Source organism: Caulobacter endophyticus, from assembly GCF_029543245.1.
Classification (GTDB): Bacteria; Pseudomonadota; Alphaproteobacteria; order Caulobacterales; family Caulobacteraceae; genus Caulobacter; species Caulobacter endophyticus_A.
Genome location: NZ_JARQWV010000001.1, coordinates 428215 through 452823, shown reverse-complemented (window position 1 = coordinate 452823; position 24609 = coordinate 428215). Strand labels below are relative to the sequence as shown.

Sequence of the window (24609 nt, the reverse complement as noted above, 5' to 3'; positions counted from 1 at the left end):
GCCTTTGGCCACACCTCCCCCAGAGGGGGAGGATCTTCAGCCCAGCCCCTCGACGATAAGGTTCGGCAGCACGGCGTCGTCGAAGTCGAGGCGCGGACGGCCGATGCGGACGATGACGAGGTCTCGCGAGGGGGAGGCGTAGACGCGCTGGCCGCCGAAACCGTCGAAGTAGACGAGGTCGTCGGCCACGAAGGGCGCGCCGTGCGGGGCGGCGTAGGCGGTGGAGGGGCCGTAGGGGCGCTTGCCGTTCTCGATCGGCGCGGCGCGCCAGACCAGAAGACCGTAGGCGGGGTTGAGCGGATTTTCGGCGGTGATCGCGGCGATCCAGTCGGCGGGCAGCACCTGGCGGCCATCGAGGGCGCCGCCGCCGGCGACCAGACGGCCCAACTGGAGCCAGTCGCGAGCCCTGGCTTGCAGGCCGGCGAAGAAGCGCGGCTCGCCGTCCTCGCGCTCGACCCAAAGCCGGGCGTCGGCGCCGCCCATCGGCGACCACAGGGCCTTGGAGAGGTAGGTCGCCGCATCGCCCAGGCCCTTGGCCGCGACGGCGCGCGACAGGGCCAGGCCCGCCACCTGGGCGGCGACGTTGTAGTAGTCGAAGACCTCGCCCGAGGGCCGCTGCGCCTGGACCGACAGGGCGGTCTCGCTGATCCGGTCGCCCAGCATCAGGGCCAGTGCGACGGGGTCGCCCTTGTCGAGGCTGTGCACGGTCAGGCCCGAGCTCATGCCCAGGAGGTGGCGCAGTGGGATCTGGCCGCGCGGGTCGTCGCGCCATTCGGCGATATAGAGGCCGACCGGATCGTCGATCGAGGCGACGGCGCCGTCGCGGATCGCCGCGCCGTAGAGCAGGCCGAGCGCCGACTTGTGCATCGAGAAGGTCTCGAACAGGCTGTCGGCGGTCAGGTGCGGGGCATAGGCCTCGTGGCGCAGGGCGCCGCCCGACCAGACCAGCAAGGCCAGGCCGTCATGGGCGTCGGAATAGGCCTGGGCGGCGTCGAGGGCGGCTTGCGAGACCCCGCCCGGAACGACCGGCGAGGCGTCGGGCGCGGCCGCGCCGGCCACCGGGCGCAGGGGGGCGTAGCCATGGATCTCGTCCACGCCGCGTCCGTTCATCGTCGTCATCCCAAGCCCCCGAAAAACATCCGTTACGAGCCCTGAACCTAGGCTCTAGCGCGGTTCGCAAACGCCTGCGCGCAAAGGCGCCCGCACAGCGGATAGGCGTTCCGCGACCCCTGTGAATCGAGACCGCGAGGACTAGCGTCGAGGCTCGAAATCCAGCGTCCCGGGGAGTGCGCCATGACCTTCGTCGTCCGTTCGGTCGAACCTCAGACGGAGGGCGCGAAAGCCTTCCTCGCCAAGCGTCGCAAGCAGCTGTTCATCGGCGGCGCGTGGGTCGACGCGGCCGGCGGCGACACCTTCGAGACCAAGGACCCGGCCACCGGCGTCGTGCTGGCCGACATCGCCAAGGGCGGGGCGGCCGATGTCGACGCCGCCGTGGCCGCCGCCCGCAAGGCCTTTGACGGCGGCGAATGGCCGTCTTTGACGCCCATGCAGCGCTCGCGCCTGCTGTGGACCCTGGCCGACCTGATCGAGGCCAATATCGACGAGCTGGCAGAGCTGGAGACCCTCGACCAGGGCAAGCCGCTGTACGTGGGGCGCTGGGCCGAGATCCCCGGCGCGGTGAACCAGTTCCGCTATTTCGCCGGCCTGGCGACGGCGATCGAGGGGCGCACGATCGACAGCTCGATCAACTACCAGCCGGCCGGCAAGCAGATGGCCAGCTGGACCCTGCGCGAGCCGGTGGGCGTGGTCGCCGCCATCGTGCCGTGGAACTCGCCGCTGGTGCTGACGGCCATGAAGCTGGCGCCGGCCCTGGCCGCGGGCTGCACCGTGGTGCTGAAGCCCGCCGAAGACACCTCGCTGACCGCCGTGCGCCTGGCGCAGCTGGTGCAGCAGGCCGGCTTCCCGGCGGGCGTGCTGAACCTGGTCACGGGCCTGGGCGGCGAGGCCGGCGCGGCCTTGGCGGCCCATCCCGATGTCGACAAGGTGGCCTTCACCGGCTCGACCCCGACGGGGCGGGCTATCCTCGACGCGGCCAAGGGCAACCTCAAGAAGGTCAGCCTGGAGCTGGGCGGCAAGTCGCCGGTGGTGATCCTGCCGGACGCGGACCTGGATCTCGCCATCCCCGGCGCGGCCAACGCCATCTTCTTCAACGCCGGTCAGGTGTGCGTGGCGGGCTCGCGGCTCTACGCCCACCGCTCGATCTACGACCGGGTGGTCGAGGGCGTGGCGGCCCAGGCCAAGGGGCTGCAGCTGGGCCACGGCCTGGATCCCGCCACCCACATGGGTCCGCTGGTGTCGCGCAAGCAGGCCGATCGCGTGGCCGGCTTCGTGGCCGGCGCGGCGGCGGCCGGCGCGGAAGTGCTGACCGGCGGCGTGCAGGCCGGCGACGAGGGGACCTTCGTGACGCCCGCCGTGGTGGCGCGGGTGACGCCGGATATGGCCATCGTCCGCGAGGAGGTGTTCGGTCCCGTGGTGGTCGTCCAGGCCTATGACGAGATCGACGAGGTGGTCGCCGCGGCCAACGACAGCGAGTTCGGCCTGGCCGCCAGCATCTGGACCGAAAGCCTCTCGCACGCCCACCGCCTGTCGCGCCGCATCAAGGCCGGCACCGTCTGGATCAATTGCCACTCGATGTACGACAACGCCCTGCCGATCGGCGGGGTGAAGGCCTCGGGCTGGGGGCGCGACAGCGGCCAGGTCGCCCTCGACGGCTACCTGGAATGGAAGACGGTTTGCGCGGTCGTCTGATGAACCTCGTCGAGATCGCCATCGCCGACCGGCGGGTCCTGCTGACGGTCGCCAGGCCCGCTGGTCCGCCCAGGGCCGCCGTTTCGTTCTCGCACGGAGCCTTCTCGGCGCCGGGCAAGTACGCGGCCCTGCTGGACGGCTGGGCCGCGGCCGGCCTGCTGGTCGCCGCGCCCATGCACGTCGATAGCACCGACCACCCGCAGCGGGAGGCCTATGACCAGGGCGCCGTCTGGCGCACGCGTCTGGAGGATCAGGCCGCGACCCTGGACTGGCTGGCCGGGCAGGGGAACTTGTCCCTCGCCGCCGCCGGTCACTCGTTCGGCGCGCTGCTGGCCCTGGCGGCCGGTGGCGCAGGCGTGCTGGCGCCGCCCGGGGCGTCGACGCTGGACCCGCGCGTCAAGGCCGTGGTCGCCCTGTCGCCGCCGCCGGCCACGCCGCCGCTGATCGCCGCCGAGGGCTTTGCAAGCACCGCCGCGCCGCTGCTGGTGCAGACCGGCGACGCCGACGTCTTGCCAGGCTTCGTCGACGACTGGCGCATGCGCCTGATCGCCTTCGAGGCTCCGCCGCCGGGGGATCGCCACGCGCTGGTGCTGGCGGGCGTCGACCACTATTTCGGCGGGCTGATCTGCCGGCCCGAACTGCCCGGTCCGGCTCAGGCCGAGGGGCTGGCGCAGGCCGTCGCGGTCTCGGTTGACCTGGTGCTGGCCCATGCCGCCGGCGACGCCGAGGCGGCCGCCCGCATCGCCGCCCGGTCGAGCGATCAGAGCTTCACCACCCGCTGACCGTTGTGCGGATAGCGGGTCCGAGGCGCCTTTCGGGACGTCGCGCGAGGGGTAAAGTCCTTCATCGAAACAAGGTTTTAGAGGTGCCTCATGGACGCTCCGGCCCTGGCCCAACGCGGGCGCGCGTCGCTCGATTTCCAGGCGGGCATATCGAAGGCGACCTTCGGCCTGCACTTCGCCTCCGAGGCGGAACTGGCCATGAAGGGCGTCACGGCCCAGACCATGCCCGACGACATGGATGAACGTCACGCCCTGGTCGTCGAGACCCTGGCCGACTCCAAGATCTTCAAGATCCGCGAGCTGTTCGGCGAATGGGCCTCGCGCACCCACGGCGCGCACTGCGACGAAGCCTTCGAGGAGCGCCGCGCGGTCATCGAGCCATACCTGAAGGCCCTCGACGAAGGCCCCGCCACCCTGGACTACGGCGACGGCGAGACCCCGCCCAGCTACTGGAGCAAGGTCTGGTTCCACCGCACCACCGGCGGCTGGGATCACATCGATCACACCGGCTATGTCCACGGCGAGCTGGTGCACAAGCAGCTGGTGGCGCGCGGCTACGGCGGCGACATCTTCGGCCAGCGCCGGGCGGCCGCCCAGCAGGCCCCGCGCCGCGACTACAAGGAAATCCTCGATATCGGCTGTGGCTCGGGCCACTTCACCCAGGCCCTGCAGGAGACCTTCCCGCAGGCCCAGATCACGGGCATCGACTGGTCGGCCCGCATGCTCGAACAGGCCCGCCGCGTGGCCAACGAGAAGGGCTGGAACTGGAAGCTGATGGTCAAGGGTGGCGAGAACTCCGGTTTCGCCGACGAGAGCTTCGACCTCGTGACCACCTTCATCCTGTTCCACGAGGCGCCGCCGCGGATCATCAAGGCGGTGCTGGAAGAGGCGTTCCGGATGCTGAAGCCGGGCGGCGACATCATCATGGCCGACGTGCCGCGCTATGCCGAGATCGATAAGATGGCCTCGTGGCGCTACGACTACCTGGCCAAGTGGGGCGGCGAGCCCTACTGGCGCGCCTCGGCCAGCATGGACCTGATCCAGACCTGCAAGGACATCGGCTTCGTCGACGTCGAGGGCGCGACCCAGGCGCCGACCCACTCCTACTACGTGCTGCGCGCTCACAAGCCCGCCTGATCCTTCCGTCAACGAGCGAGCGACATGAACGCGATGAACCAGAAGACCTTCGAGCGCCCGATCTCCGAGCCGGTGAACCGCCGGATGCTGACCGTCGACCAGATCGACGACCTGGGCGAGGCGATCCTGTCGCTGACCCGCGAGATCTGGGTGCTGACCGACCGCGTCCACGTGCTGGAAGCGGTGCTGGAAAGCCACGGCGTGCTGGCCAACGCCGAGATCGACGCCTTCCAGCCGGGCCCGGAGCTGCAGGCCCAGCTGAACGCCAAGCGCGACGCGATCGTGCAGAACCTGATGCGCGCCCTGCGCGCGGCTCCCGAAGCCCGGAGCTGACGAGGTCCCCGCTGCAACTGCGCAGCGTGTAGCCTGGCGCGGTCGGAAACGACCGCGCCTTTTTTATGCGTGGGGGATGGGCGCGGCGCTTCTTGAAACCTCTCCCATGGGGAGAGGGAGGGGCCCGCGCCGCAGGCGCGGGAGGGTGAGGGGGTAAACCGCTGGCGGTCCCATCTCCCAGCCCACGCGGCCGACGCTTCTGATGTTTGATCGTGGATTTATCGGTGAGGGCGTAACCCCTCACCCTCCCAGGCTATCGCCTGGGCCCCTCCCTCTCCCTATGGGAGAGGGTAGGTTTACAGCCCCAGCGCTCCGGGGTTCATGACGCCCTTGGGATCCACGGCGGCCTTCACGGCCTTCACCAGGTCCAGCGCCGGCATCTCCAGCATATCCGCATACGGATACAGCTTCCCAAGCTGGAAGTGCACGGCGCCGTGCTGGGCGTAGAGCGCGATGATCTGGCTCTTGAGCCTGCCCACGAAGGCCGTGGTGTCCGGATCCTCGTCGTACTGGGGCAGGCTGGCCAGGTGCTCGGCCGGCAGGACGCCGGCGTGGTAGGCGGTCTGGGCGCCGGGCCAGTAGAGGGCGACCTCGTAGAGGAAGCCGGACGGGCGCAGCACCTCGAACATGCCGCCCCGCCAGACGCCGCGTGCGGTCATCTCGTCGGCGTGGCTGGCGTAGAGGGCTTCAAGCGCTTCGTGGAAGGCGACGACCTGGCTGTGGGGCAGGATGCCGTTCAGCGGGGCCCAGCGCTCGCCCTTGGGGCCGAGCACGTTGTAGAGCGGGGCGAACGGCATGCCGCGCACGATGGTCGGCATGGTGTTGGGGATCTCGACCCCCTCGGCCGTCATCAGGGTGCGCAGGCGGTCCAGCCGCGCCTTGGCCTCGCGGTCATCGACGCCCTCGAGGATGTAGTGGACCATGTATTCGGCCTTGCGCAGGGCGCGATCGCCGGCCAGGGCCATCTTGCCGAGCTGGCGAATGCCCGCGACCAGCGACGGCGAGCTCTTCAGCACGGTGAGCGCCATCTGCACGACGGCGGCGTTGTCCTGGCGGGCGATCTGGCCCTGGGCCAGGGGCGCGTCGATGGCGAAGTGCTCGTCGTCGAGGGCTTCGATCGAGGCCGCGCGCATGGCGCGGGCCAGGCTGGGCAGATCTTCGAAGGCGAAGGAGGCGCACTGGAAGGCGGGCCTCTTGGCGATCAGCGGCAGAGTGATGCGCGCCTTGATCCCCAGCGCGCCGCAGTCGCCCAGGAACAGGCCGCACAGATCGGGGCCGTACCAGCGGGCGAAGGGCGAGGCGCCGCGGGCGGCCGAGCCGGTGCGCAGCAAGGAGCCGTCGGCGATCACGACCTCGACCGACACGGCAGACTCCGCCGAGCTGCCATAGAGGCCCGAGCCGTGGCTGATGGCGTGCTGCGACATCGATCCGCCGATCGTGGCGGCCAGGCCCGAGAACGGACCGAAGAACGGGGTGCGTAGGCCGAGAGGATCCAGCGCGTCCTTCAGCTGAGCCCAGGTGACTCCGGCCTCGACGGTGACATAGGCGTCGGTCTGGTTGATCTCGACGATGCGGGACAGGGCCCCGGTGTCGATCAGCACCGTGTCGGCGCGGGTGGCCAGATAGCCGTCGGTATAGGAGGCGCCGCCGCCGCGCGGGACGATGGCGACGCCCTCGGCCGCGGCTTCGCGCACTACGGCCTGCAGTTGCTCGACGTCGGCCGGGCGGACCACGGCCAGCGGCGTTTCCAGCCGCCGATAGACGTCGGTGGCGAAGGGCAGGGCAGCTTCGCCCGTCAGGACGCCGTCCTTGCCGACGATCGCCTCCAGGCGAGACAGGAGGCCAGCGGCGGCTGGGGCGGTACGCGTCTTGACGGGCATCAGCTTACTCAGGTTTTCGCGATGTCTTCGATGGTGGCGCGGAAGCGCTCGGTCGTGTCGGCCGCGGCGGCTTCCGAGGCGTCCTTGCGGGCCAGGTAGAACAGGCGGCCCAGGAAATCCTGGCGCCAGGCCTCGCGGGCCTCCAGGGCGGCCTGGTCGAGCTGCAGGGCCTCGATCTCGGCGGCCAGGTCCAGGCCCTTGGCGGCGTGGACGCGTTCGGCGCTGTCGAGACGGTCGTGCAGCACGGCCAGTTCGTTGGCCAGGACCATGATCATCGACATGGCCTGGTCGAGGCCCGGAGCCTCGTAGAACTGCGGGCGCTTGCCCTTGGCGTCGCGGATGACGTGCGGGCGCTCGGCCTGCGGAGCGTGGGCGTTCATCGTTAGATTCCTTTGAACTCAGGCCTTGCGGGCGATCAGGACTTCCCAGCCGCCGCCGGGAGCGTATTCGCCGGCGGCGAACTCACGGTCGGAGACCGCCGCGCTGGCGTCCTGGCTGTAGCCGGCGGCCTGCTGGGCGACGAACTCCATGATCGCCATGGGAGCGGTGTCGAACTTGATGGTTTCGGGCGGGAAGCCGGCGGCCTTGGCCAGGGCGACCTGATCGGTCTCGCGCATGGCGCCCCAGAACGGCTCGTTGTTGTACCAGGTCTCGTTGTCCAGAATGAACTGAGTGAACGGGTCCATGTTGTCGAACGGCGGCAGGTCGGCGTGGATCATGTAGCCGCCGGGCGCCAGCAGGCGATGGCACTCGTTGAAGATGCGCGGCATGGCCTTGCCCGAGGTCTCGTGCAGCAGGATGTGGCTGACGATCAGATCGAACGAGCCGTCCTCGAAGCGGGTCTCCTCGGCGTTCATCTGGGCGAAGTTGACTTCCAGGCCCAGGCCCGCGGCGCGAGCGTGCGCATAGCGCACCTGCGGGGCGGCGACGTCGACGCCCCAGACTTCCGCCTCGGGGAACAGCTCCTTGTAGGGCAGGGTGGAGTGGCCGACCGTGCAGCCCAGATCCAGGATCCGCTTGGGCTTGAAGCCGTCGAGGCGACGGTTGACGTAGTTGCAGACCGAGCGGCCCATGTCGTCGTTGAACGGGCCCATATAGCCCATGGCGTAGAGGTAGACGCCGCGGTCGTAGAGGGCGCCCGTCGAGATGTCGTTAGGGGCCACTTCGCCGGCATAGCCGCCGGGCATGCAGTGGATGTCGATCGAGGTGACGTAGCGCGGGGTGTCGAAGGCTTCGGGCACGTCGAGCTTGCCCTTGGCGGAGGCCGAGAGGCCGCGGGCCTTCTCGATCAGTTCGGGCAGTTCACGGTCGATCGTGACGTTGGTCGATTCCCACAGCAGCTCCTGGGCGATGCGGTTGGCCGCCGCGTAGTGCTGGAAATAGAGGTCCTTGACCATGGCCGAACGGATGTCGCGGCGATCGGCGGGGGCGCGGCCGTGCTCGCGCTCGAAGGCCTTGGCGGCGCGCACGCCGAACACGGGCCCCAGGCCCGGCAGCAGACCCTGCTGGATGAACTGCTTGAAGCTCTTGGTAAATTCCTGTCGCGACGCCTCGTCGTGGGTCGGCTTGGGCAGGATCGGGTGATCGACCTGCTGGAAGGTGTTGAGCATCTCGGCGGACATGGCGGCCTCCAAACAGCCGGCCCGGAAGGGCGGCGCGAACTGAGGCTAATCTGAAGGGGACCGATCAGTCAAAATATTGCGTTCGACGGATGCTCCGCTAGGCGGACAGCCTGGGCGGTAGGCAGGCGGGGGCGGCTGGCGGGCAGGGACCGGGCGTCCGCCCGCAAGTCCCTCTCCCAGAGGGAGAGGGAGGGGCCCGCCGCGACGCGGCGGGAGGGTGAGGGGTTACGAGGTCGGACGACGTGCCGGCGCTCCGTCGGGCGCCGTAACCCCTCACCCCGACCCTCTCCCTATGGGAGAGGGGGCGCTTAAACCTCCACCGCCCCGGCGTCGTAGGCGAAGAGGCCCAGGGTCTCTTCGTTCTTGATCTCGGTCATGCCGTAGAGGTGGGCCTCGTCGCCTTCCAGGCGGTCGGCGTTGAGGTTGGATTCGACCTGAATGAAACCGCAGCGTTCCTTGCGAGCGGCCTCGTAGCGGGCCAGGGCCTCGGGGACGTCCGAGGCAGCCTCGAAGGCGCGAGCGAGGACGAGGGCGTCCTCGATGGCGGCGGCGGCGCCTTGGCCCAGGAACGGGGTCATGGCGTGGGCCGCGTCGCCCAGCAGGGCCACGCGCCCGCCGCGCACCCAGGTCTTCAGCGGCTGGCGGGCGAAGACGGCCCACTTGTAGAGGGCGGCTGGGTCGATGGTGTCGAGCAGGGCCTGGACGTCGCTGCTCCAGCCCTCGAAGGTCTTGCGCAGGTCGGCCAGATCGGCGCGGATCGTCCAGCCTTCCTCGGCCCAGCCCTCCTGGCGGGCGAAGAAGACGAGATTCAGCAGGGTCGAGCCCCGCAGCGGATAGCGCACGGCCATGCGACCCGGGCCGATGTGGATGCCGGGGAAGTGGGCCAGGTCTTCGAGCAGGGCGCCCTGGACCGGCACGATGGCGCGCCAGACGACGTGGCCGGTGAAGTGCGGCTCGCCGGGGCCGAAGCCCTTGCGCACGCCCGATTTCACGCCATCGGCGCCGATCACCGCGTCGCCCTTGATCTGCGTGCTGTCGGCCAGGACGGCGATCGCGCCGTCTTCGGTCGGCTCCGCGGCGACGCACGGGCTGGATAGGCGCACGGTGGCGCGGCCGGTGGCTTCCAGCGCCTCGACCAGGATGGCGTGCAGGTCGGCGCGGTGGATGTAGACGTAGGGCGCGCCGTAGAGGTCGCGCACCTTCTGGCCGCGTTCGAAGGCGACGAGGTCGCGGCCGTCGGCCCAGTGCTGCACCCGCTGGCGCTGGGGCTCGACCCCGGCGGCGGTGATCGCCTCGGCCAGGCCCAGGTGGTGGTAGACGCGCATGGCGTTGGGCGCGAGCGTGACGCCGGCGCCGATCTCGCCGAGCGCCGGGGCCTGCTCCAGCACCTCGACGGTGTGGCCGGCGCGAGCCAGGGCGATGGCGGCGGTCAGGCCGCCGATGCCGGCGCCGGCGACGATCAGGTGCTGGGGACGCATGGTTAGTCTCCGTACTTCAGGCGTAGGTCGCCGCGTCGGCCAGCAGGGCGTCGAGCCCGGCGACCGCGTTCAGGCGAGGAAGGTCGAGAATGTCGAGGCCGTCGGTCGTGCCCTGGCTGCGAAGCGTGGCCAGCCATTCGGGCGCGTACCGGGCTAGGCCATGCAGCAGCAGCATCGGGTGCAGGGCGATGGCGAAGCCCAGTTCCTGCAGTTCCGCGCCCGTGCGAACGGCTGTGATTCCGCCCTCGACCAAGTTGTGGATCAGGGGAACGCGGGCGGCGAAGCGCTCGGCGACGGCCTTGGTCTCGTCCAGGGTGCGGGGACCCTCGACGAAGACGATGTCGGCGCCGGCCTCCAGATAGGCCTCGGCGCGGTCCATGGCGGCTTGCGGGCCTTCGACGCCCAGCGCATCGGTGCGGCCGATGATCAGGGTCTCGGCGCGCGCATCGACCGCGGCGCGGACCTTGCCGACCATCTCGGCGACCGGGATCACCCCCTTGCCGCGGATGTGGCCGCAGCGCTTGGGAAAGGTCTGGTCTTCCAACTGCACGGCGGCCGCGCCGGCCCGTTCGAGCACCTTGACGGTGCGCTGGGTGTTCAGCGCGTTGCCAAAGCCGGTGTCGATGTCGACGATCAGCGGGATCTCGACGCGGTCGGCGATGGCCCGCACCGCGTCGGCCAGCTCGCCGACGCCGACTAGGCCTACGTCGGGACGGCCCAGGCGGGCAAGCGACAGTGCCGCGCCCGACAGGAACGCGGCCTCGAAGCCGGCCTGCTCGACCAGCAGGGCCGAGAAGCCGTCGTAGCAGCCCGGCGCGGCCAGCAGCCGGCGGCGGCCGTCGGGGCCGGCCGCCAGCCGCTGGCGCAGGCGAGCCCCGGTCACTCGGCGGCCTTGGTGGCGGCGCCGGTCGGGATGTGGCTCTCGTGGTTGGCCAGATACCAGTCGGCGATCTCTTCGCGGGTGGCGAACCACACGCCCGGCAGGCTCTTGGCGTGCTGGATGAACTCGCGCAGGGCGCGGATCCGGTAGGCCCGGCCCGAGACGTGAGGGTGGATGCCCACGTTCATGATCCGGCCGGAGGTCGCGCCTTCCTTGTAGAGGACGTTCAGCTCCTCGATCATCACGTCGCGGTACTCGTCGGTGGTGTGGCCACGACGGGTGAGCAGGGTGAAGTCGTTGATCTCGTTGGAGTAGGGCGTCGAGACGATCGGGCCGTTGGGCGTCTTCAGCAGGTAGGGCTGATCGTCGTTGAGCAGGTCGCAATAGAAGGTGCAGCCGTGCTCGGCCAGGATGTCGGCGGTCTGAAGCGTGCCGCGCAGGGACGAGGACAGCCAGCCCTTGGCGCGCTTGCCGACGAACTTTTCGTACTGCTCCAGCGAGCGCAGGACGATGTCGCGCTCCTTGGCCGGCTCATGAGCGAAGTCGGTCAGCAGCTCGCCCTGTTCCCAGTTGTGGGCCAGAAGCTCCCAGCCGCGTTCCAGGCAGGCGTCGGTCATGGCCTTGCGGCGCTCGAAGGTCACCGCGTTGGTGGTGCAGCTGGCCTTGACGCCCAGCTCGTCGAACAGGTCGAACAGGCGCCAGATGCCCACGCGCTGGCCGTATTCGCGCCAGGTGTAGTTGGGGAAGTCGGGCGTATCGCCCGCCAGCACGTCGGGCAGCACGGCCGGACCGCCGGCGTAGTACTTCTCCTTGGTCGGCTTGGTGAGGTCCCAGGTCTCGAGATTGAAGGTCATGACCAGGGCCACGCGCGCGCCGTTCGGCCAGATCAGCGGCTTGCGGTGCGGAAGCGGAACGTAATCGTATTCCATACTGATACCCCGTGATCCCTAGTGCTCGAGCAGGAGCGAGCCGAAGCCGTCGACCTTGTCGGTAATTCCCATGCTCCGGAGAGCATGCCAGTAAGTGGCGGTGTTGATGGCCACGACCGGCTTTTCCAGCCAGAACTCGGCCATGGCGGCGACCTTGGCGAAGGCCAGGTTCGTGCCGCACTGGACGACGGCGTCGGCGCCTTCGGAGACCTCTTCGGCCGCGCGCTTCAGCGTCTGCGGCGTCTCGTGGGCGATCAGCATCGGCGAGGGCGATTTCAGGCCCTTCACCTGGGTGACCTCGTAGCCCAGGTCCTCGAAGAACTTGCGCACCTGGTTGTCGCCGACCGGCATGTAGGGGGTGATGACCCCGATCTTCTTGATGCCGCCGTAGGCCTTCAGCGCCGCGTCGACGGCGGTGGAGCCCATCACGACCGGCACGCCGTTGGTGCGCTCGAGCATGCGCTGGGTCAGGCGCTCGGCGCCGTCGGCGCCGTCCCAGAAGGTTTCGGCCGACATGCCCATGACCACGCAGGCCGGGTCCATGGTCATGGCGACATCGACGCTGTCCATGGTCGCGTCGCGGATGTTCTGCAGCATCACCATGAACGACTCGTCGTCGGTGACCTTGGTGTCCGGAATGGCGATCCGCTGGAAGTGGTTGGTCACGCCGCGCGGGCGCATGTCGTCGTATTCCGGCTGCACGCTGGTGTTGGTCGACGGCGCGATGACCGCATACTTCAGGCGGTGTCCCAATGAATCCGGCATGACGCTTCCTCGACGTTTCGATGGTCGAGGAATGGCAAAGCCGAGGCGGCTGCGCCGCACCCCAGGAGCCGATATCCGCCCGGCGGATAGGAAAAGGCGCCGCCAGAGCGGGAAGGGCGGGCGTCGCTAGGGTCGTCGTTGAACCACAACGGAAATTCCTCCGGGGGACGAGACCATGCCCGCCTTCATCATCGCCACGACCGTCATCACCGACCCGCCGCGCTTCATGGAATACGTGAAGGCCATTTCGGGCCTGGCCGAGCGCTTCGGCGGCGAGACCTATGTCCGCGGTCCGGTGACCGAAGTGCTGGAGGGCGAGGTCCCCGAAGGCGAGCGCGTGATCGTCACCCGCTATCCCGACGCCGCCGCCGCCAAGGCCTATCTGTATTCGGACGAATACCAGGCCGCCAAGCTCCTGCGGAAGGACGCGGGGAATGTCGTGGTCCGCATGATCGTCGTCGACTGATCAAAGCGCGTGAGCCGGGGCGCGAGGGGGAAACCGCGCCCGCAACGCCGATCCAAAACTAGCGAGGTTCCGTGGAACGATTCCAAGTCGTCGTCGCCGGCGCTGGGCCCGTGGGCTCGGTCGCGGCCTATCGGCTGGCCCAGTTGGGCGTCGAGGTGCTGCTGCTGGAGGCCGCGCCGCGATGCCCCGAGGACCTGCGCGCCTCGACCATGCATCCGCCGACGCTCGACATGATGAAAGAGCTCGGCGTGCTGGAGGACCTGGAGGCCCAGGGCCTGCGCGCGCCGGTCTATCACTATCGCAACCGCACGACGGGCGAGGTGATGGCCTTCGACATGGGCGAGCTGGGCGACATCTCAGAGCACCCGTATCGCCTGCAATGCGAGCAGTTCAAGCTGTCGCGCCTGCTGACCGCCAAGCTGGCGGAGCATCCCAAGGGCGAGGTGCGGTTCTCGCATCGCCTGGCCCACTTCACCCAGGACGACCAGGGCGTCACCGCCTCGATCGAGGCGCCGTTCGGCATCGAGCAGGTGCGCTGCGACTACCTGATCGGCGCGGACGGGGCCAACTCGATCGTCCGCAAGTGGCTGGACGTGGAGTTCGAGGGCTTCACCTATCCTGAGAAGTTCCTGACCCTGTCGACCGACTGGCCGCTGGAGAACCACTTCCCGGGGCTGGCGCACGTCAACTACGTCGCCGATCCCAAGGAATGGTGCGTGCTGCTGCGGGTGCCGTCGCTGTGGCGGATCCTGGTGCCGGCCAACGGCGACGAGAGCGACGAGGCGCTGCTGTCGGACGCCAAGAAGGAGGCCGTTTTCGGCGGCCTGCTGGGCGATGGGGCGTCGATCAAGACGGCGCACCGCACGCTCTACAAGGTGCACCAGCGGGTGGCCAAGACCTACCATGTGGGCCGGGTGCTGCTGGCGGGCGACGCGGCCCACCTCAACAACCCGCTGGGCGGGTTCGGCATGAACTCGGGCGTCCACGACGTCTGGAACCTGACGCAGAAGCTGGCCGAGATCCTGCTGGAGAACGGTGACGCCGAGACGCTGCTGCCGCTGTACGATCGTCAGCGGCGGGCGGTGATGCACAAGTTCATCCAGACCCAGACCATCGCCAACAAGGCGGCGATGGAGGCCGGCACCGTCGAAGCCTATGCCGAACGCGAGGCCAAGATGCGCAAGATCCTGGCCGATCCGGAACAGCGGCGCGAATATCTGCTGCTGCAGTCGATGTACAAGAGCCTCGAGCTCGAAGCGGCGACGGCGTGAGGGCGGGGCGATGATCCAGTTCCACACCGTTCCCACCGCCAACGGCCACAAGGTGAGGATCGTGCTGGAGGAGACCGGGCTGGCCTATGCGCTGGCCCCGGTCGACCTCTATGCCGGCGAGCACAAGAAGCCCGGCTACAAGGCCGCGCTGAGCCCGTTCGGCAAGGCGCCGGCCATCGTCGATCCCGACGGCCCCGGCGGCGTCTCGATCACGCTGTCGGAAACCCTGGCCATCGCCTGGTACCTGGCCGAGAAGGCCGCCAGCGACATGCTGCCCAGGGGACCGGGCGAGCGGGCCGAGTTCCTGATGTGGGCGTCGGCGGTGTCGTCGCAGCTGGCGGGCGCCTTCACCAACCAGTTCGTGGCCACGGTCATGGCCCCGGAGAAGACGCCGTGGGCGATCGAGCGGTCGCTGGCCGACTGCCACGAGCAGCTGGCGGCGTTCGAGGCCCGGCTGGCCAGCCGCGTCTACATGCTGGGCGAGCGGTTCACGATCCTGGACGCCCTGTTCTTCCCGATGGTGGCCAGCTCCGCCAAGCGTCTGGAAGGCGGGCTGGAGCGCTATCCGAACCTGGCGCGCTACGAGGCCTTCATCGCCCAGCGCCCGGGCGTGCAGCGCGGCATGGCCAACGGCTAGGCCAAGGGATTGAGACGAGCGCCAGGGCCTTACAACCTTGGCGCCGTACCCCGCGCGAAAGCCTTGTGAGACTGTCGCCCGCACGGTTAACGCGAGGCGAGGCCGCATGGAGCGCAGCTGGATCAAGGGGCGGGTGTTCGTCGTCGACGACGATCCGGTGCTGCTGGCCTTCCTGGAAGGCGCCCTGGCCAAGTCCGGCTATATCGTCCAGGCCTTCGAGTCCGCCCGCACCGCGCTGGACGCGGCGGGCCTGGACAAGCCGGCGATCTGGCTGATCGACATCCGCATGCCCGACATGGACGGCATGGAGCTTCTGAAACTGCTGCGCGGCGGCGACGAACACCGCGAGACCCCGGTGGTCATGCTGACCGGCGAGGGGCGTCTCGACCGCATCGCCTCGGCGATGGGGGCGGGGGCGACCACCTATCTGCTCAAGCCGTTCTCGCCGCAGCAGGTGGTGGAGAAGGTCTATGCGGCGTTGAGCTTGGGGTAGGGGCGGTGGCTTTGGCGGCCACCACAAGAAATCCGAGTATCCCCGCGAAGGCGGGGATCCAAGCCGAGGCCGCGGGTGATGCTCGGCCGCGCCATGTCCTGGACGTCAGCTTGGATCCCCGCCTTCGCGGGGAACTTTCGGGTTATTGACGTCCAACCCTCACCAAGCCACTTCGGCGCCGGCCAGGTCCAGGAACTTGCCGGTGTCGTCCAGGCTCAGCCCGGCGATGACCTTCTGCTGGCCTTCGACGCTTTCCTCGACGGAGTAGGGCGCGTCGGGACCGCCCAGGGCGGTGCGGGTCCAGCCGGGGGCCATGGCGATGACGGTGACGCCGTCGCCCTTCAGTTCCACCGCCAGGCCCTTGGCCAGCATGTTCAGCGCCGCCTTGGACGAGCGATAGGCGTGCGAGCCGCCGTAGATGTTGGTTCCGATCGAGGCCAGTCCGCTGGACATCATGACGATGGTCTTGCCGTCGCCGGCCTTCACGTTCTCGATCAGCGCCGCGGTGATGCGGAACGGCGAGACGACGTTGGTCGCCAGGATGTCGGCCCAGATGTCGTAGTCCATGCCGGCCAGGGTCTGGTGCGCCATGCCCTCGGGCAGGGGGATGGGGCCGTAGGTGCCGGCGTTGTTGATCAGCACGTCGATCGCCACGCCTGCGAGGCGCTGGGCGAAAGCGGCGACGGAGCCCGCGTCGTTCACCGACAGGGCCTCGATGCGGACCTTGCCGGGATGGGCGTCTGCAATGGCTTGCAGTTCGGTGGCCGTGGCCGGATCGCGGCAGGTGGCGATGACGTCAGCGCCGGCGGCGACGTACTGGCGGACGTGCTCCAGGCCGATGCCGCGATTGGCGCCGGTGATCAGGACCGTGGTCATGGCGTGCTCTCTTCCTTGGTTGTCGGCGCCGACTTGAACCGGTCGGAAAGGCGAGGGCGGGGCGGTCGCGATCTTCGCCGCTGTGCGGATAACGGCCCCGCCGCAGGGGAGACGGCGAGGGGGCGGCGCTAGGACCGAGGCTCCGAGATTCCGCTGGAGCCCCCGTGACGCTTATCCGCAAGGCTTACGCCGACACGCCCGCCGGCCAGGTGCACCTGCGCCGGGTGGACGGTCCCGGCGATCCGATCGTGCTGCTGCACCGCACGCCCGTCAGCTCGGCCTGTTTCGATGGCGTGCTGGCGCGTCTGGCCGGCCGACGCGCGGCCATCGCGCTGGACACGCCCGGCTTTGGCCAGTCGTTCAGGCCGGAAGGCCTGCCGTCGACGGTGGACTACGGCGCCTGGCTGCTGGCGGCGCTGGACGCCCTGGGCGTCGATCGCTTCCACCTGGCCGGCCACCATACCGGCACCCACATCGGCGCCGAGATCGCCGTCGCCGCGCCGGGCCGCGTGCGCTCGCTGCTGCTGAACGGCGTGCTGTTCGCCACCGCCGACGAGCGTGAGATGTTTCGCGCCCAGGTGGGCCAATCGGCCCCGATCGATGCGCACGGCGCCTATCTGATCCAGTCCTGGGGCGTGATGAAGGGGCTGCTGCCCCGCTTCGACGCCCAGCTGGTGCAGACCGAGTTCCTGGGCGCGATTGGCGCGCCGGACGGCCGCAACCAGGCCTTCGGGGCGATCTTCGACCAGGACTTCGCGAGTGTCTTCGCGGGCGTGACCTGCCCGGTGACCGTGCTGCAGGCGGCGGACGATCCGCTGGCCGGCTTCGTCGGCCGCATCCGCAAGGCGCGCCCGGGCGTCGTGGTGACCACCCAGGGCAAGACCGGCGTCGCCGCGCCCGAGCTGGAACCCGAAATCTTCGCCGAGACCCTGCTGGCCTTCGCGGCCGGCGTCGAAACCACGCCTCCGAACAGCCCCCTTCAGTGGACCCCGCCCATGACCGATCGCCGTTTCTCTCTCGTCCGCGCCGGCCAAGGCTTCGAGCTGGCCGAGTCCATCGTGCCGGTCCCGACGCCGGGCCCGGGCGAAGTGCTGGTGCGCGTGCGCGCCGTGGCGCTGAACCGCCGCGACGTGATGATCCGCCAGGGCTGGTATCCGGTGGGCGAGGTCGACGGCTTCACCCCGCTGTCGGACGCCGCCGGCGAGATCGTGGGCTTGGGTGAAGGCGTCGAGGGCCTGGCCGTGGGCGACCGCGTGGCCTCGACCTTCTTCCAGAACTGGGCCGGCGGCCGCATCAGCTTCCCGGCGGTGATCTCATCGCTGGGGGCGGGCGGCCCGGGCGTGCTGGCGCAGCACGTGGTGCTGTCGGCCGGCGGCGTGGTGAAGCTGCCCGACAGCCTCGACTACGTGCAGGGCGCGACCCTGACCTGCTCGGGCGTCACGGCCTGGTCGTCGCTGGTCACGCACGGCGGCCTTCAGGCCGGCGACTGGGTGGTGACCCTGGGCACCGGCGGCGTGTCGCTGTGGGGCCTGCAGATCGCCAAGGCCTTCGGCGCTAAGGTCGCCCTGGTCGGCGGCGACGACGCCAAGCTGGCCCGCGCCAAGGAACTGGGCGCGGACCTGACCATCAACTATCACACGACCCCCGACTGGGAGGCCGTGGTGAAGGAGGCCTCGGCCGGCGGCGTGCAGCACGCCCTCGAGCTGGGCGGCGCGGGCACCCTGGCCAAGTCGCAGGCCAGCCTGGGCGTCGGCGGCCACGTGGCCGTTATCGGCGCGCTGGACGGCTTCGGCGGTACGCTGGACGCGGCGGCCATGGTGATGGCGGCGCAGCGCGCCACGGCGATCTCGGTCGGCTCGCGCGCCGACCACCAGGCGCTGTCGGACTTCGTGGCGGCCAAGGGGATCGTCCCGGTGGTCGACAGCGTGTTCGGCCTCGACGCCATCGAAGGCGCCTATGGCCGCGCCGACAAGGGCGCCTTCGGCAAGGTGGTGGTGACGCTTTGATCTGATCCTTCTCCCCTTGCGGGAGAAGGTGTCGGCGAAAGCCGACGGATGAGGGGTTTCTCAGACGCAAAACGCCGCGAAAGCTGATCGGCTTTCGCGGCGTTTCTGTTCGTGCGACCCCTCACCCGACCCCACTTCGTGGGGCCACCCTCTCCCGCAGGGGGAGAGGGATTTTACGCTTCCACGACCTCGACCAAGGCGCCGCCCGGTGCGCGCAGGACGCCGGCGCGTTTGCCGCCGTAGACGGGTCCGTTGCGCACGGTGGGCGCCACGATCCAGTCGCCCTGGACGCTGTCGAAGTCCGGGTGCTTGAGGGTGCAGATGGCGACGCCCGGCGGCAGGGCGCCGGCGTGGCCGGGGCGCACGGTGGCCTCGACCGGGTACTGGTCGAACTCCAGGAAGACGTCCTTCTGATAGGTCGCCGTCGCCAGGGCGTGGCGACTGTCTTTCGGCAGCTCGAAGGCGTCGTTGATCATGCTGTAGACGATGGTCATCGGCGCGCCGACGTCCAGGCCCAGGGTCTGAGCGAACCAGCGCCCGCTGGCGTTCATGTCGTCGCTGGCCAGGACCAGGATGAACAGCTTGTCGATCAGGCTGCCGGGGTGGGGCAGGCCGTTGCCGGGCGAGACGATCTCGGTGAGGTAGACGATCTCGCCGTCGGGACCCTTCACCTGCATCGGATGGATCGTCGGCAGGCCTTCGATGCGCTTGGGCGGGCCGATGATCTCGAAAGGCGCGTCCTGCATGCGGGCGTTCACGGCCATGACGTCCTGGCAGCAGATCTCGATCGCCGCCCAGCCGTAGGTGCGAAGGGGGCGATACTCCGGGACCGGGTCGCCCTCGACGAAGCGCAGGAAGACGTCGGCGCCGCTGGCCGGCTGCAGCACGGCGTAGGGACGGCCGGCGCTGGCTGGCGCGCCCCAGCTGGCGGCGAGGTCGGCGGGGACCTCGCCTTGCTCGACCACCGTGTAGTCCAGCCAATGGGCGTAGCGCTGCGCGGTCGCGGCGACGTTCGGCGTCACCAGGGTGGCGGCCCTGAGAAGGTTCATCGGTATGTCCTTGAAATTAGTCGCGCAGCTCGACGGCCACGTCTTCCGAAGCGACGTCGCCCGTGGCGGTGGCGGCTTCGGCCTCCTGCTGGACGATGCGCAGCACGCGCGAGAGATATTCCTGCAGCCACAGGCCGCGCTCGGCGGCGGCTTCTGCCGACGGCTCAAAGCGTTCGATCTCGGCGCGGTCGAGGCCGCCGCGGGCCTCGATCACCCGCTCCAGGGTGTCGAGCCGGGCGCGGGTGACGGCCAGTTCCTGGACCACCGCCATGGTGATGGCCAGCACGCGCTCGACCTCGCGGTCGGCGAAGAAATAGGGGCGCTTGCCGGCGGGCTTGGCGCCGGCGTCGGCCAGGGCGTCTGCGATGCTCATCGGGCTTCCTTGGGAGTTTTCCGGGCTCCGAGCACGCGCCAGGCGGCCTTGCGGCCGTAGTCTTCGCTGTCGTCGTCGGCGGCGTCGGGGAAGACCTCGCGGTCGACCACGGCGGTGACGCCGTCATGGATCAGTTCGTCGGCCGCAAAACCGGCCTCGACCATGCGGGCGTCCAGATCGATCTCGTGCAGCGTGCTCCAGAAGGGCTCGTTGTTGTAGAAGGCGTCCCAGTCGCGCATGGCCTGCTCGAAGAGGGGCATGGTCGGGGCGTACTGCGGCTGCTCGACGTGGAGCACGACGCCGCCGGGCGCGAGCACGCGGCGGCTTTCGGCGAAGATGGCCTTCATTGAGGCCAGCGACAGTTCGTGCAGGAACATGGTGGTCTGCACCCAGTCGAAGCTCTCGTTTTCGAAGCGCGACAGGTCGGCGCCGTCGGCCTGGACGAAGCGGATGTTTTCCACCCCCAGCGAGGCGGCGCGGGCGGCGGCGTAGCGCAGCATCGGCCCGCCGACGTCGATGGCGACGACCTCGGCGTAGGCGAAAGCCTGGGCGATCGGCAGGGCGCTGTGGCCCACGGTGGCGCCGATGTCCAGGATGCGGCGCGGCTTGAAGTCCGGCAGCTTGCGCTGCACCCAGCGCACCACGGCCTGTCCGCCGCCGTCCGAGAAGCGGCCCAGCAGGCCGCCGGTGGTGGCGAAACCGCCGTGGTCGTAGTTGGCGCCGCCCGAAACGTCGCCCTCGAAGCGTTCGACGTGATAGCTGCCGGGCATGCAGTGGTGATCGACGGCCGAGACGTAGCGCGGGATCGGCAGGGACGGGTCGAGCTCCAGCCGGTCATGCTTGGCGTTCAGCGCGGCGGCCTTGGCGGCCAGTTCCTCGGCCTGGCGCAGGGTGGTCCAGCGGCCGGCCTGCTGGCGCTGCTCCATGGTCAGGCGGCGCAGGGCCGACCAGGTCTGGAAGGCGGGATCTTTCAGCAGCGCCTTGCGGACCTCGTGGCGATCCTTGGGCGCGCGATCGTTGGCCTTTTCGAAGGCCGGAAGGGCGCGGGTCTCCCAGGCCTGCTTCACGCCCGGGATGAGGCGGGTGGAGAGGTGGCGGTTTAGCTGGGCCAGGACGTTCAGCCGCTCTACCTCGTCGTGCGACATGTCGGGGAACACCCCGTGGCGGCCGACCTTGCGATAGTCGGGCGGGCCGTCATAGGCCTGGATCGGCCCCTCGTTGACGCGACCGGTCATGGGCGCACTCCTACTGCAATTGGCGCGAGCTTGCGCCCGTCCGGCGGACGGCGGACGGGCGACGACGCGAAAATCCGCCTGTCAGGAATCCCCTGTCAGGAATCCAAGGAGTCAGGCGCCGGGCACGGCCGCGCGCTCTCCCGCCGCCGCCTCGATGCGCTGCTCCTCGACGGCGTGCTCGGACGCGAAACGATAGCGGCCCAGCGGCAGCAGCACGAGACCGCCGACCACCAGCAGGCCCGTGGCGACCAGCAGCGACAGCTGGTAGCCGCCGGTGGCGTCGAAATCGGCGCCGAAGGCCACCGGTCCCAGGCCCGAGCCGGCGGCGTAGGACAGGTAGAGGCAGCCGTAGAGGGTGGAATAGGACCGCGCGCCGAAATAGCGGGCGATCAGGAAGGCCAGCAGGTCGAACTCCATGCCCGCCGCCATGCCGACCAGGGCGATGGCCAGCAGAGCGCCGGTAAAGCCTGGGTCCTGGCCGTGCAGGATCAGGCAGCCGATGGCGGGCAGGCACAGCAAAACGAGCGCCACGCCCGGCGCCCAGAAACGGTCGACGAGCCAGCCGCCCGCCACCCGTCCGACGATCACCGAAAGCCCCACGACGGGGGCCAGGCTGACGATCTGCGCCTTCGTGAAGCCCTTGAGCTTCAGCAGGTTCTCGAGATTGGGCAGCGGGCCGGCGATGGCGAACGAGAACAGCAGGAAACCACCGGCGATCAGCCAGAACTTCGCATCGCGCAGCGCCTGCGGCAGGGTGAGGCCCGGGAGCGGCGCGTCCTGCGTGTGGACGCGGCGGGCGCCGGGGTCCTTGAAGGCCGCCAGCGCCACGGGCAGGGCGATGACCAGGGGCAGGGCGCCGGTGACGAGGTAGGCCGCGCGCCAGCCGTGGGCCTCGATCATCCACATCAGGAACGGCTTGATCAGAAAGCCAAAGACGCCGGTGCCCATCAGGGCGATACCCAGGGCCAGCCCCTTGTGCTTCTCGAAGCCGTTGTTGATCGCCCGGGTCCAGGTGGTGGGCAGGGTGCCGGCTCCGACCGCGCCCATGATCGCCCAGTTCAGGTAGAACAGCGGCAGGGCCCCGTTGGTCAGCGCAAAGCCCATGAAGGCGAAGGCGAACAGCACCAGCGACGTGATCGCCACGGGGCGCACGCCGATCCTGTCGCCCAGCCAGCCGATGACCGGTCCGACGATCATGACGGCCAAGGTGGCGACCGGCAGGCCCAGCATGATCGAGGCGAAGCTCCAGCCGAACTCCTTGGCCAGCTGCGGGGCCAGCATGCCGATGCTGTAGAAGGGCAGGGGCGAGAGACCCAGACCCACGCCCAGCACGACGCTGAGCAGCAGCGGCCAGCCGCGGCGGAACTCGCCCTGCTGGTTTTCGGATAGTTTCGCCATCGCCGTTTGCCCCGCCGCGATCACATCGGTAGGCGAGGCAGCCTGGGGCGATGGCAGTCGTCCGCAACAGGAATATCCGGAGCAGTCGCCTTGCGATCAGACGTCAGGCCCGGCGCCGCCCTTTCGGGGGTCAAGGTGCTCGATCTTTCCCGCGTGCTGGCCGGTCCCTGGGCGACCCAGGCCCTGGCCGACATGGGCGCCGAGGTGGTCAAGGTCGAGCGACCCGGCGTCGGCGACGACACCCGGGCCTGGGGGCCTCCGTTTTTCGAGACGACGGACGGCGGGCGCGGCGATGCGGCCTATTTCACCTGCGCCAACCGCAACAAGCGCTCGGTGACCGTCGACATGGCCGATCCGCGCGGCGCGGTCCTGATCCGCCAGATGGCGGCGCAGGCCGACGTGGTGGTCGAGAACTTCAAGGTCGGCGGCCTTTCCAAGTACGGCCTCGACTACGAGAGCCTGGCGGCGATCAATCCGCGCCTCGTCTATTGCTCGATCACGGGGTTCGGGCAGACCGGGCCCTATGCGCCGCGGGCCGGCTACGACTACATGATCCAGGCCATGGGCGGGATGATGTCGATCACCGGCCAGCCGGACGGCGCCGACGGCGCCGAGCCGATGAAGGTGGGCGTGGCGGTGGTCGACCTGTTCACCGGCCTCTATGCGGCCAACGCCATCCTCTGCGGCCTGCTGCACGCCCGCGCGACGGGGGAGGGGCAGCACATGGACATCGCCCTGTTCGACGTGCAGGCGGCCGTGCTGGCCAACCAGGCCAGCAACTATTTCGCCACCGGCAAGGCGCCCGAGCGCCTGGGCAACGCCCATCCGAACCTGGCGCCCTACCAGGTGTTCGCCACGGCCGATGGGGCGATGGTGCTGGCGGTGGGCAATGACGGCCAGTTCCGGGCCTTCGCCAAGGCGGCTGACGCGTCGGTGCTCGCCGAGGACCCGCGCTTTGCGACCAACGCCCAGCGGGTGGCGGCGCGGGCGCAGCTCGCCCAGGCCATGGCTCCGATCCTGGTGACGCGTACGACGCGGGGTTGGATCGCGCTGCTCGAGGCCGCGGGCGTGCCGTGCGGGCCGATCAACACGATCGACCGGGTGTTCGAGGAGCCGCAGGCGGCGCATCGCGGCCTGGTGGTCGAGCAGGCGCGGGACGACCTGGCCGCGCCCATCCGCACGGTGGCCTCGCCGATCCGGGCCTCGCGCACGCCGGTCGTCGTGCAGCGCCCGCCGCCGGCGCTGGGGGCGGACACGGCGGCGGTGCTGAGGGGGCTGGGGAAGAGCGAGGCGGAGATCGCGGCGTTGAAGGCGGCGGGGGTTATCTAGCCGCAAGCCTCTAATTCACCGAGCCAACTCCAACCCGACCTTCCCCGCGAAGGCGGGGATCCAAGCTGGCCTTCAGGAAGTGGCGCCGCCGTGGATCCTCCGGGGAGTCGGCTTGGATCCCCGCCTGCGCGGGGATACTCGGTGAAAATGGCTAGTGTGGGTTGGGAAGAGCCCCCCTACCGCGCCGCCCGCGCCACGCCCTCGGGCATGGCCCCGGCGAAGTCGATGACGCACATGGCGCCATAGGAGCGGTGGCCGCCGCAGGCGACGCCGGCGCTGCTGTAGCCGGCCGACAGGATGTTGCGGCGGTGGCCGCGGCCCGGCACGCGGCTGTCGACCACCAGCTGGCGGACCACGTCGCGGGGGTCCTCAAAGCCGTAGGAGATGTTCTCGGCCGACATGCCGGCATAGACGCCGTACTTGCGCAGGCGCTGGCCGAGGCTCCCGGTCGCGCCGTGGCCGACCGTGCCGCGCGCGCCCTGGGCGCTGGCGTGGTCGCGGGCGGCGTCGTCGATGCGGCCGTCGGCGGTCAGCGGGGGCAGGGGGCGCTGACGCTGCAGCTCGGCGATCGCCTCATGCAGGGCGTCGGGATCCTCGCCGTAGTGGGGCTCGGAGCGGCGCAGCTCGTCGGCATAGGCCCGGGGGTTGGCGCGGACGTAGTTGATCTCGTCGAGCACCGCCTGGGCCTGGCTCTGGGCGGCGGCGATCTGGGGAAAGGCGAGCAGCAGCAGTCCGGCGAGCGCCAGGACTGGGCGACGGTAAGAACGCATACGAACCTACGATACGGAAAAAGCCCCTCGAAGCGTGCTGTAGCACGCTTGTTCGGATTCGCCTGTGTCCGCAGCGTCGCACCCCGGGCCTT

25 protein-coding genes are annotated in these 24609 nt (G+C 69.7%); 10 read left to right on the top strand and 15 right to left on the bottom strand.

The window, feature by feature from the left end; all coding sequences use genetic code 11:
- Nucleotides 1-36: 36 nt before the first annotated feature.
- Nucleotides 37-1110, bottom strand: a complete 1074-nt coding sequence (locus tag P7A99_RS01985; protein ID WP_277792265.1) for a serine hydrolase domain-containing protein — start codon at nt 1108-1110, stop codon at nt 37-39.
- Nucleotides 1111-1293: 183 nt separating this feature from the next.
- Between P7A99_RS01985 and P7A99_RS01980 the strand changes: the two genes are divergently transcribed.
- From P7A99_RS01980 to P7A99_RS01965, 4 genes are all read left to right on the top strand, one after another.
- Nucleotides 1294-2808, top strand: coding sequence for an aldehyde dehydrogenase family protein (locus tag P7A99_RS01980; protein ID WP_277792264.1), 1515 nt, complete (start codon nt 1294-1296; stop codon nt 2806-2808).
- Nucleotides 2793-3590: an alpha/beta hydrolase gene (locus P7A99_RS01975; RefSeq protein ID WP_277792263.1), complete on the top strand. Its 798-nt coding sequence runs from the start codon at nt 2793-2795 to the stop codon at nt 3588-3590. The genes P7A99_RS01980 and P7A99_RS01975 overlap by 16 nt, the downstream gene beginning before the upstream one ends.
- Nucleotides 3591-3680: 90 nt before the next feature.
- On the top strand, nt 3681-4727 hold the full coding sequence (locus P7A99_RS01970; RefSeq protein WP_277792262.1) for a class I SAM-dependent methyltransferase: 1047 nt from the start codon (nt 3681-3683) through the stop codon (nt 4725-4727).
- Between the two features lie 24 nt (nt 4728-4751).
- On the top strand, nt 4752-5060 hold the full coding sequence (locus P7A99_RS01965) for a hypothetical protein (protein ID WP_109102206.1): 309 nt from the start codon (nt 4752-4754) through the stop codon (nt 5058-5060).
- Between the two features lie 296 nt (nt 5061-5356).
- On the opposite strand, the gene P7A99_RS01960 is transcribed toward P7A99_RS01965, so the two are convergent.
- The 8 genes from P7A99_RS01960 to P7A99_RS01925 form a co-directional block, all read right to left on the bottom strand.
- Complete coding sequence (locus P7A99_RS01960; RefSeq protein WP_277792261.1) at nt 5357-6940, bottom strand: FAD-binding oxidoreductase; 1584 nt, start codon at nt 6938-6940, stop codon at nt 5357-5359.
- An 8-nt stretch (nt 6941-6948) separates the two neighbouring features.
- Entirely contained in the window at nt 6949-7320 is a 372-nt protein-coding gene (locus P7A99_RS01955; protein ID WP_277792260.1) for a hypothetical protein, read from the bottom strand.
- An 18-nt stretch (nt 7321-7338) separates the two neighbouring features.
- Nucleotides 7339-8562 (bottom strand): class I SAM-dependent methyltransferase, encoded by a 1224-nt coding sequence (locus tag P7A99_RS01950; RefSeq protein WP_277792259.1) that lies wholly within the window; start codon nt 8560-8562, stop codon nt 7339-7341.
- 97 nt (nt 8563-8659) lie between these two features.
- Entirely contained in the window at nt 8660-8839 is a 180-nt protein-coding gene (locus P7A99_RS25160) for a hypothetical protein (RefSeq protein ID WP_431307631.1), read from the bottom strand.
- A 31-nt stretch (nt 8840-8870) separates the two neighbouring features.
- On the bottom strand, nt 8871-10040 hold the full coding sequence (locus P7A99_RS01940) for an FAD-dependent monooxygenase (protein WP_277792258.1): 1170 nt from the start codon (nt 10038-10040) through the stop codon (nt 8871-8873).
- 16 nt (nt 10041-10056) lie between these two features.
- Entirely contained in the window at nt 10057-10923 is an 867-nt protein-coding gene (locus P7A99_RS01935; protein ID WP_277792257.1) for an isocitrate lyase/PEP mutase family protein, read from the bottom strand.
- Entirely contained in the window at nt 10920-11849 is a 930-nt protein-coding gene (locus P7A99_RS01930; protein WP_277792256.1) for a hypothetical protein, read from the bottom strand. The genes P7A99_RS01935 and P7A99_RS01930 overlap by 4 nt, the downstream gene beginning before the upstream one ends.
- Nucleotides 11850-11867: 18 nt before the next feature.
- Nucleotides 11868-12614 (bottom strand): maleate cis-trans isomerase family protein, encoded by a 747-nt coding sequence (locus tag P7A99_RS01925; RefSeq protein ID WP_277792255.1) that lies wholly within the window; start codon nt 12612-12614, stop codon nt 11868-11870.
- Nucleotides 12615-12789: 175 nt separating this feature from the next.
- On the opposite strand from P7A99_RS01925, the gene P7A99_RS01920 reads away from it, so the two are divergent.
- The 4 genes from P7A99_RS01920 (at nt 12790) to P7A99_RS01905 (ending at nt 15481) form a co-directional block, all read left to right on the top strand.
- The gene (locus P7A99_RS01920) at nt 12790-13080 is read left to right on the top strand and encodes a DUF1330 domain-containing protein (protein ID WP_101718969.1); all 291 of its coding nucleotides are present in this window, start codon (nt 12790-12792) and stop codon (nt 13078-13080) included.
- 71 nt (nt 13081-13151) lie between these two features.
- Entirely contained in the window at nt 13152-14351 is a 1200-nt protein-coding gene (locus P7A99_RS01915; RefSeq protein ID WP_277792254.1) for an FAD-dependent oxidoreductase, read from the top strand.
- 10 nt (nt 14352-14361) lie between these two features.
- Complete coding sequence (locus P7A99_RS01910; RefSeq protein WP_277792253.1) at nt 14362-14988, top strand: glutathione S-transferase family protein; 627 nt, start codon at nt 14362-14364, stop codon at nt 14986-14988.
- Between the two features lie 106 nt (nt 14989-15094).
- Nucleotides 15095-15481, top strand: coding sequence for a response regulator (locus tag P7A99_RS01905; RefSeq protein ID WP_277792252.1), 387 nt, complete (start codon nt 15095-15097; stop codon nt 15479-15481).
- Between the two features lie 159 nt (nt 15482-15640).
- Here P7A99_RS01905 and P7A99_RS01900 read toward each other — a convergent pair whose 3' ends face one another.
- Nucleotides 15641-16357: an SDR family oxidoreductase gene (locus P7A99_RS01900; protein ID WP_277792251.1), complete on the bottom strand. Its 717-nt coding sequence runs from the start codon at nt 16355-16357 to the stop codon at nt 15641-15643.
- Nucleotides 16358-16521: 164 nt separating this feature from the next.
- Between P7A99_RS01900 and P7A99_RS01895 the strand changes: the two genes are divergently transcribed.
- Nucleotides 16522-18363: an alpha/beta fold hydrolase gene (locus tag P7A99_RS01895; RefSeq protein WP_277792250.1), complete on the top strand. Its 1842-nt coding sequence runs from the start codon at nt 16522-16524 to the stop codon at nt 18361-18363.
- A 173-nt stretch (nt 18364-18536) separates the two neighbouring features.
- On the opposite strand, the gene P7A99_RS01890 is transcribed toward P7A99_RS01895, so the two are convergent.
- From P7A99_RS01890 to P7A99_RS01875, 4 genes are all read right to left on the bottom strand, one after another.
- Nucleotides 18537-19412, bottom strand: a complete 876-nt coding sequence (locus P7A99_RS01890; RefSeq protein WP_277792249.1) for a hypothetical protein — start codon at nt 19410-19412, stop codon at nt 18537-18539.
- A gap of 16 nt (nt 19413-19428) precedes the next feature.
- Complete coding sequence (locus P7A99_RS01885) at nt 19429-19785, bottom strand: hypothetical protein (RefSeq protein ID WP_116569233.1); 357 nt, start codon at nt 19783-19785, stop codon at nt 19429-19431.
- Nucleotides 19782-21020, bottom strand: coding sequence for a class I SAM-dependent methyltransferase (locus P7A99_RS01880; protein ID WP_277792248.1), 1239 nt, complete (start codon nt 21018-21020; stop codon nt 19782-19784). Before P7A99_RS01880 ends, P7A99_RS01885 begins: the two co-directional genes overlap by 4 nt.
- A gap of 111 nt (nt 21021-21131) precedes the next feature.
- Nucleotides 21132-22418, bottom strand: coding sequence for an MFS transporter (locus tag P7A99_RS01875; protein ID WP_277792247.1), 1287 nt, complete (start codon nt 22416-22418; stop codon nt 21132-21134).
- Between the two features lie 90 nt (nt 22419-22508).
- On the opposite strand from P7A99_RS01875, the gene P7A99_RS01870 reads away from it, so the two are divergent.
- Nucleotides 22509-23747, top strand: coding sequence for a CaiB/BaiF CoA transferase family protein (locus P7A99_RS01870; protein ID WP_277792246.1), 1239 nt, complete (start codon nt 22509-22511; stop codon nt 23745-23747).
- A gap of 176 nt (nt 23748-23923) precedes the next feature.
- Here P7A99_RS01870 and P7A99_RS01865 read toward each other — a convergent pair whose 3' ends face one another.
- Entirely contained in the window at nt 23924-24517 is a 594-nt protein-coding gene (locus tag P7A99_RS01865) for a CAP domain-containing protein (RefSeq protein ID WP_277792245.1), read from the bottom strand.
- Between the last annotated feature and the right edge of the window lie 92 nt (nt 24518-24609).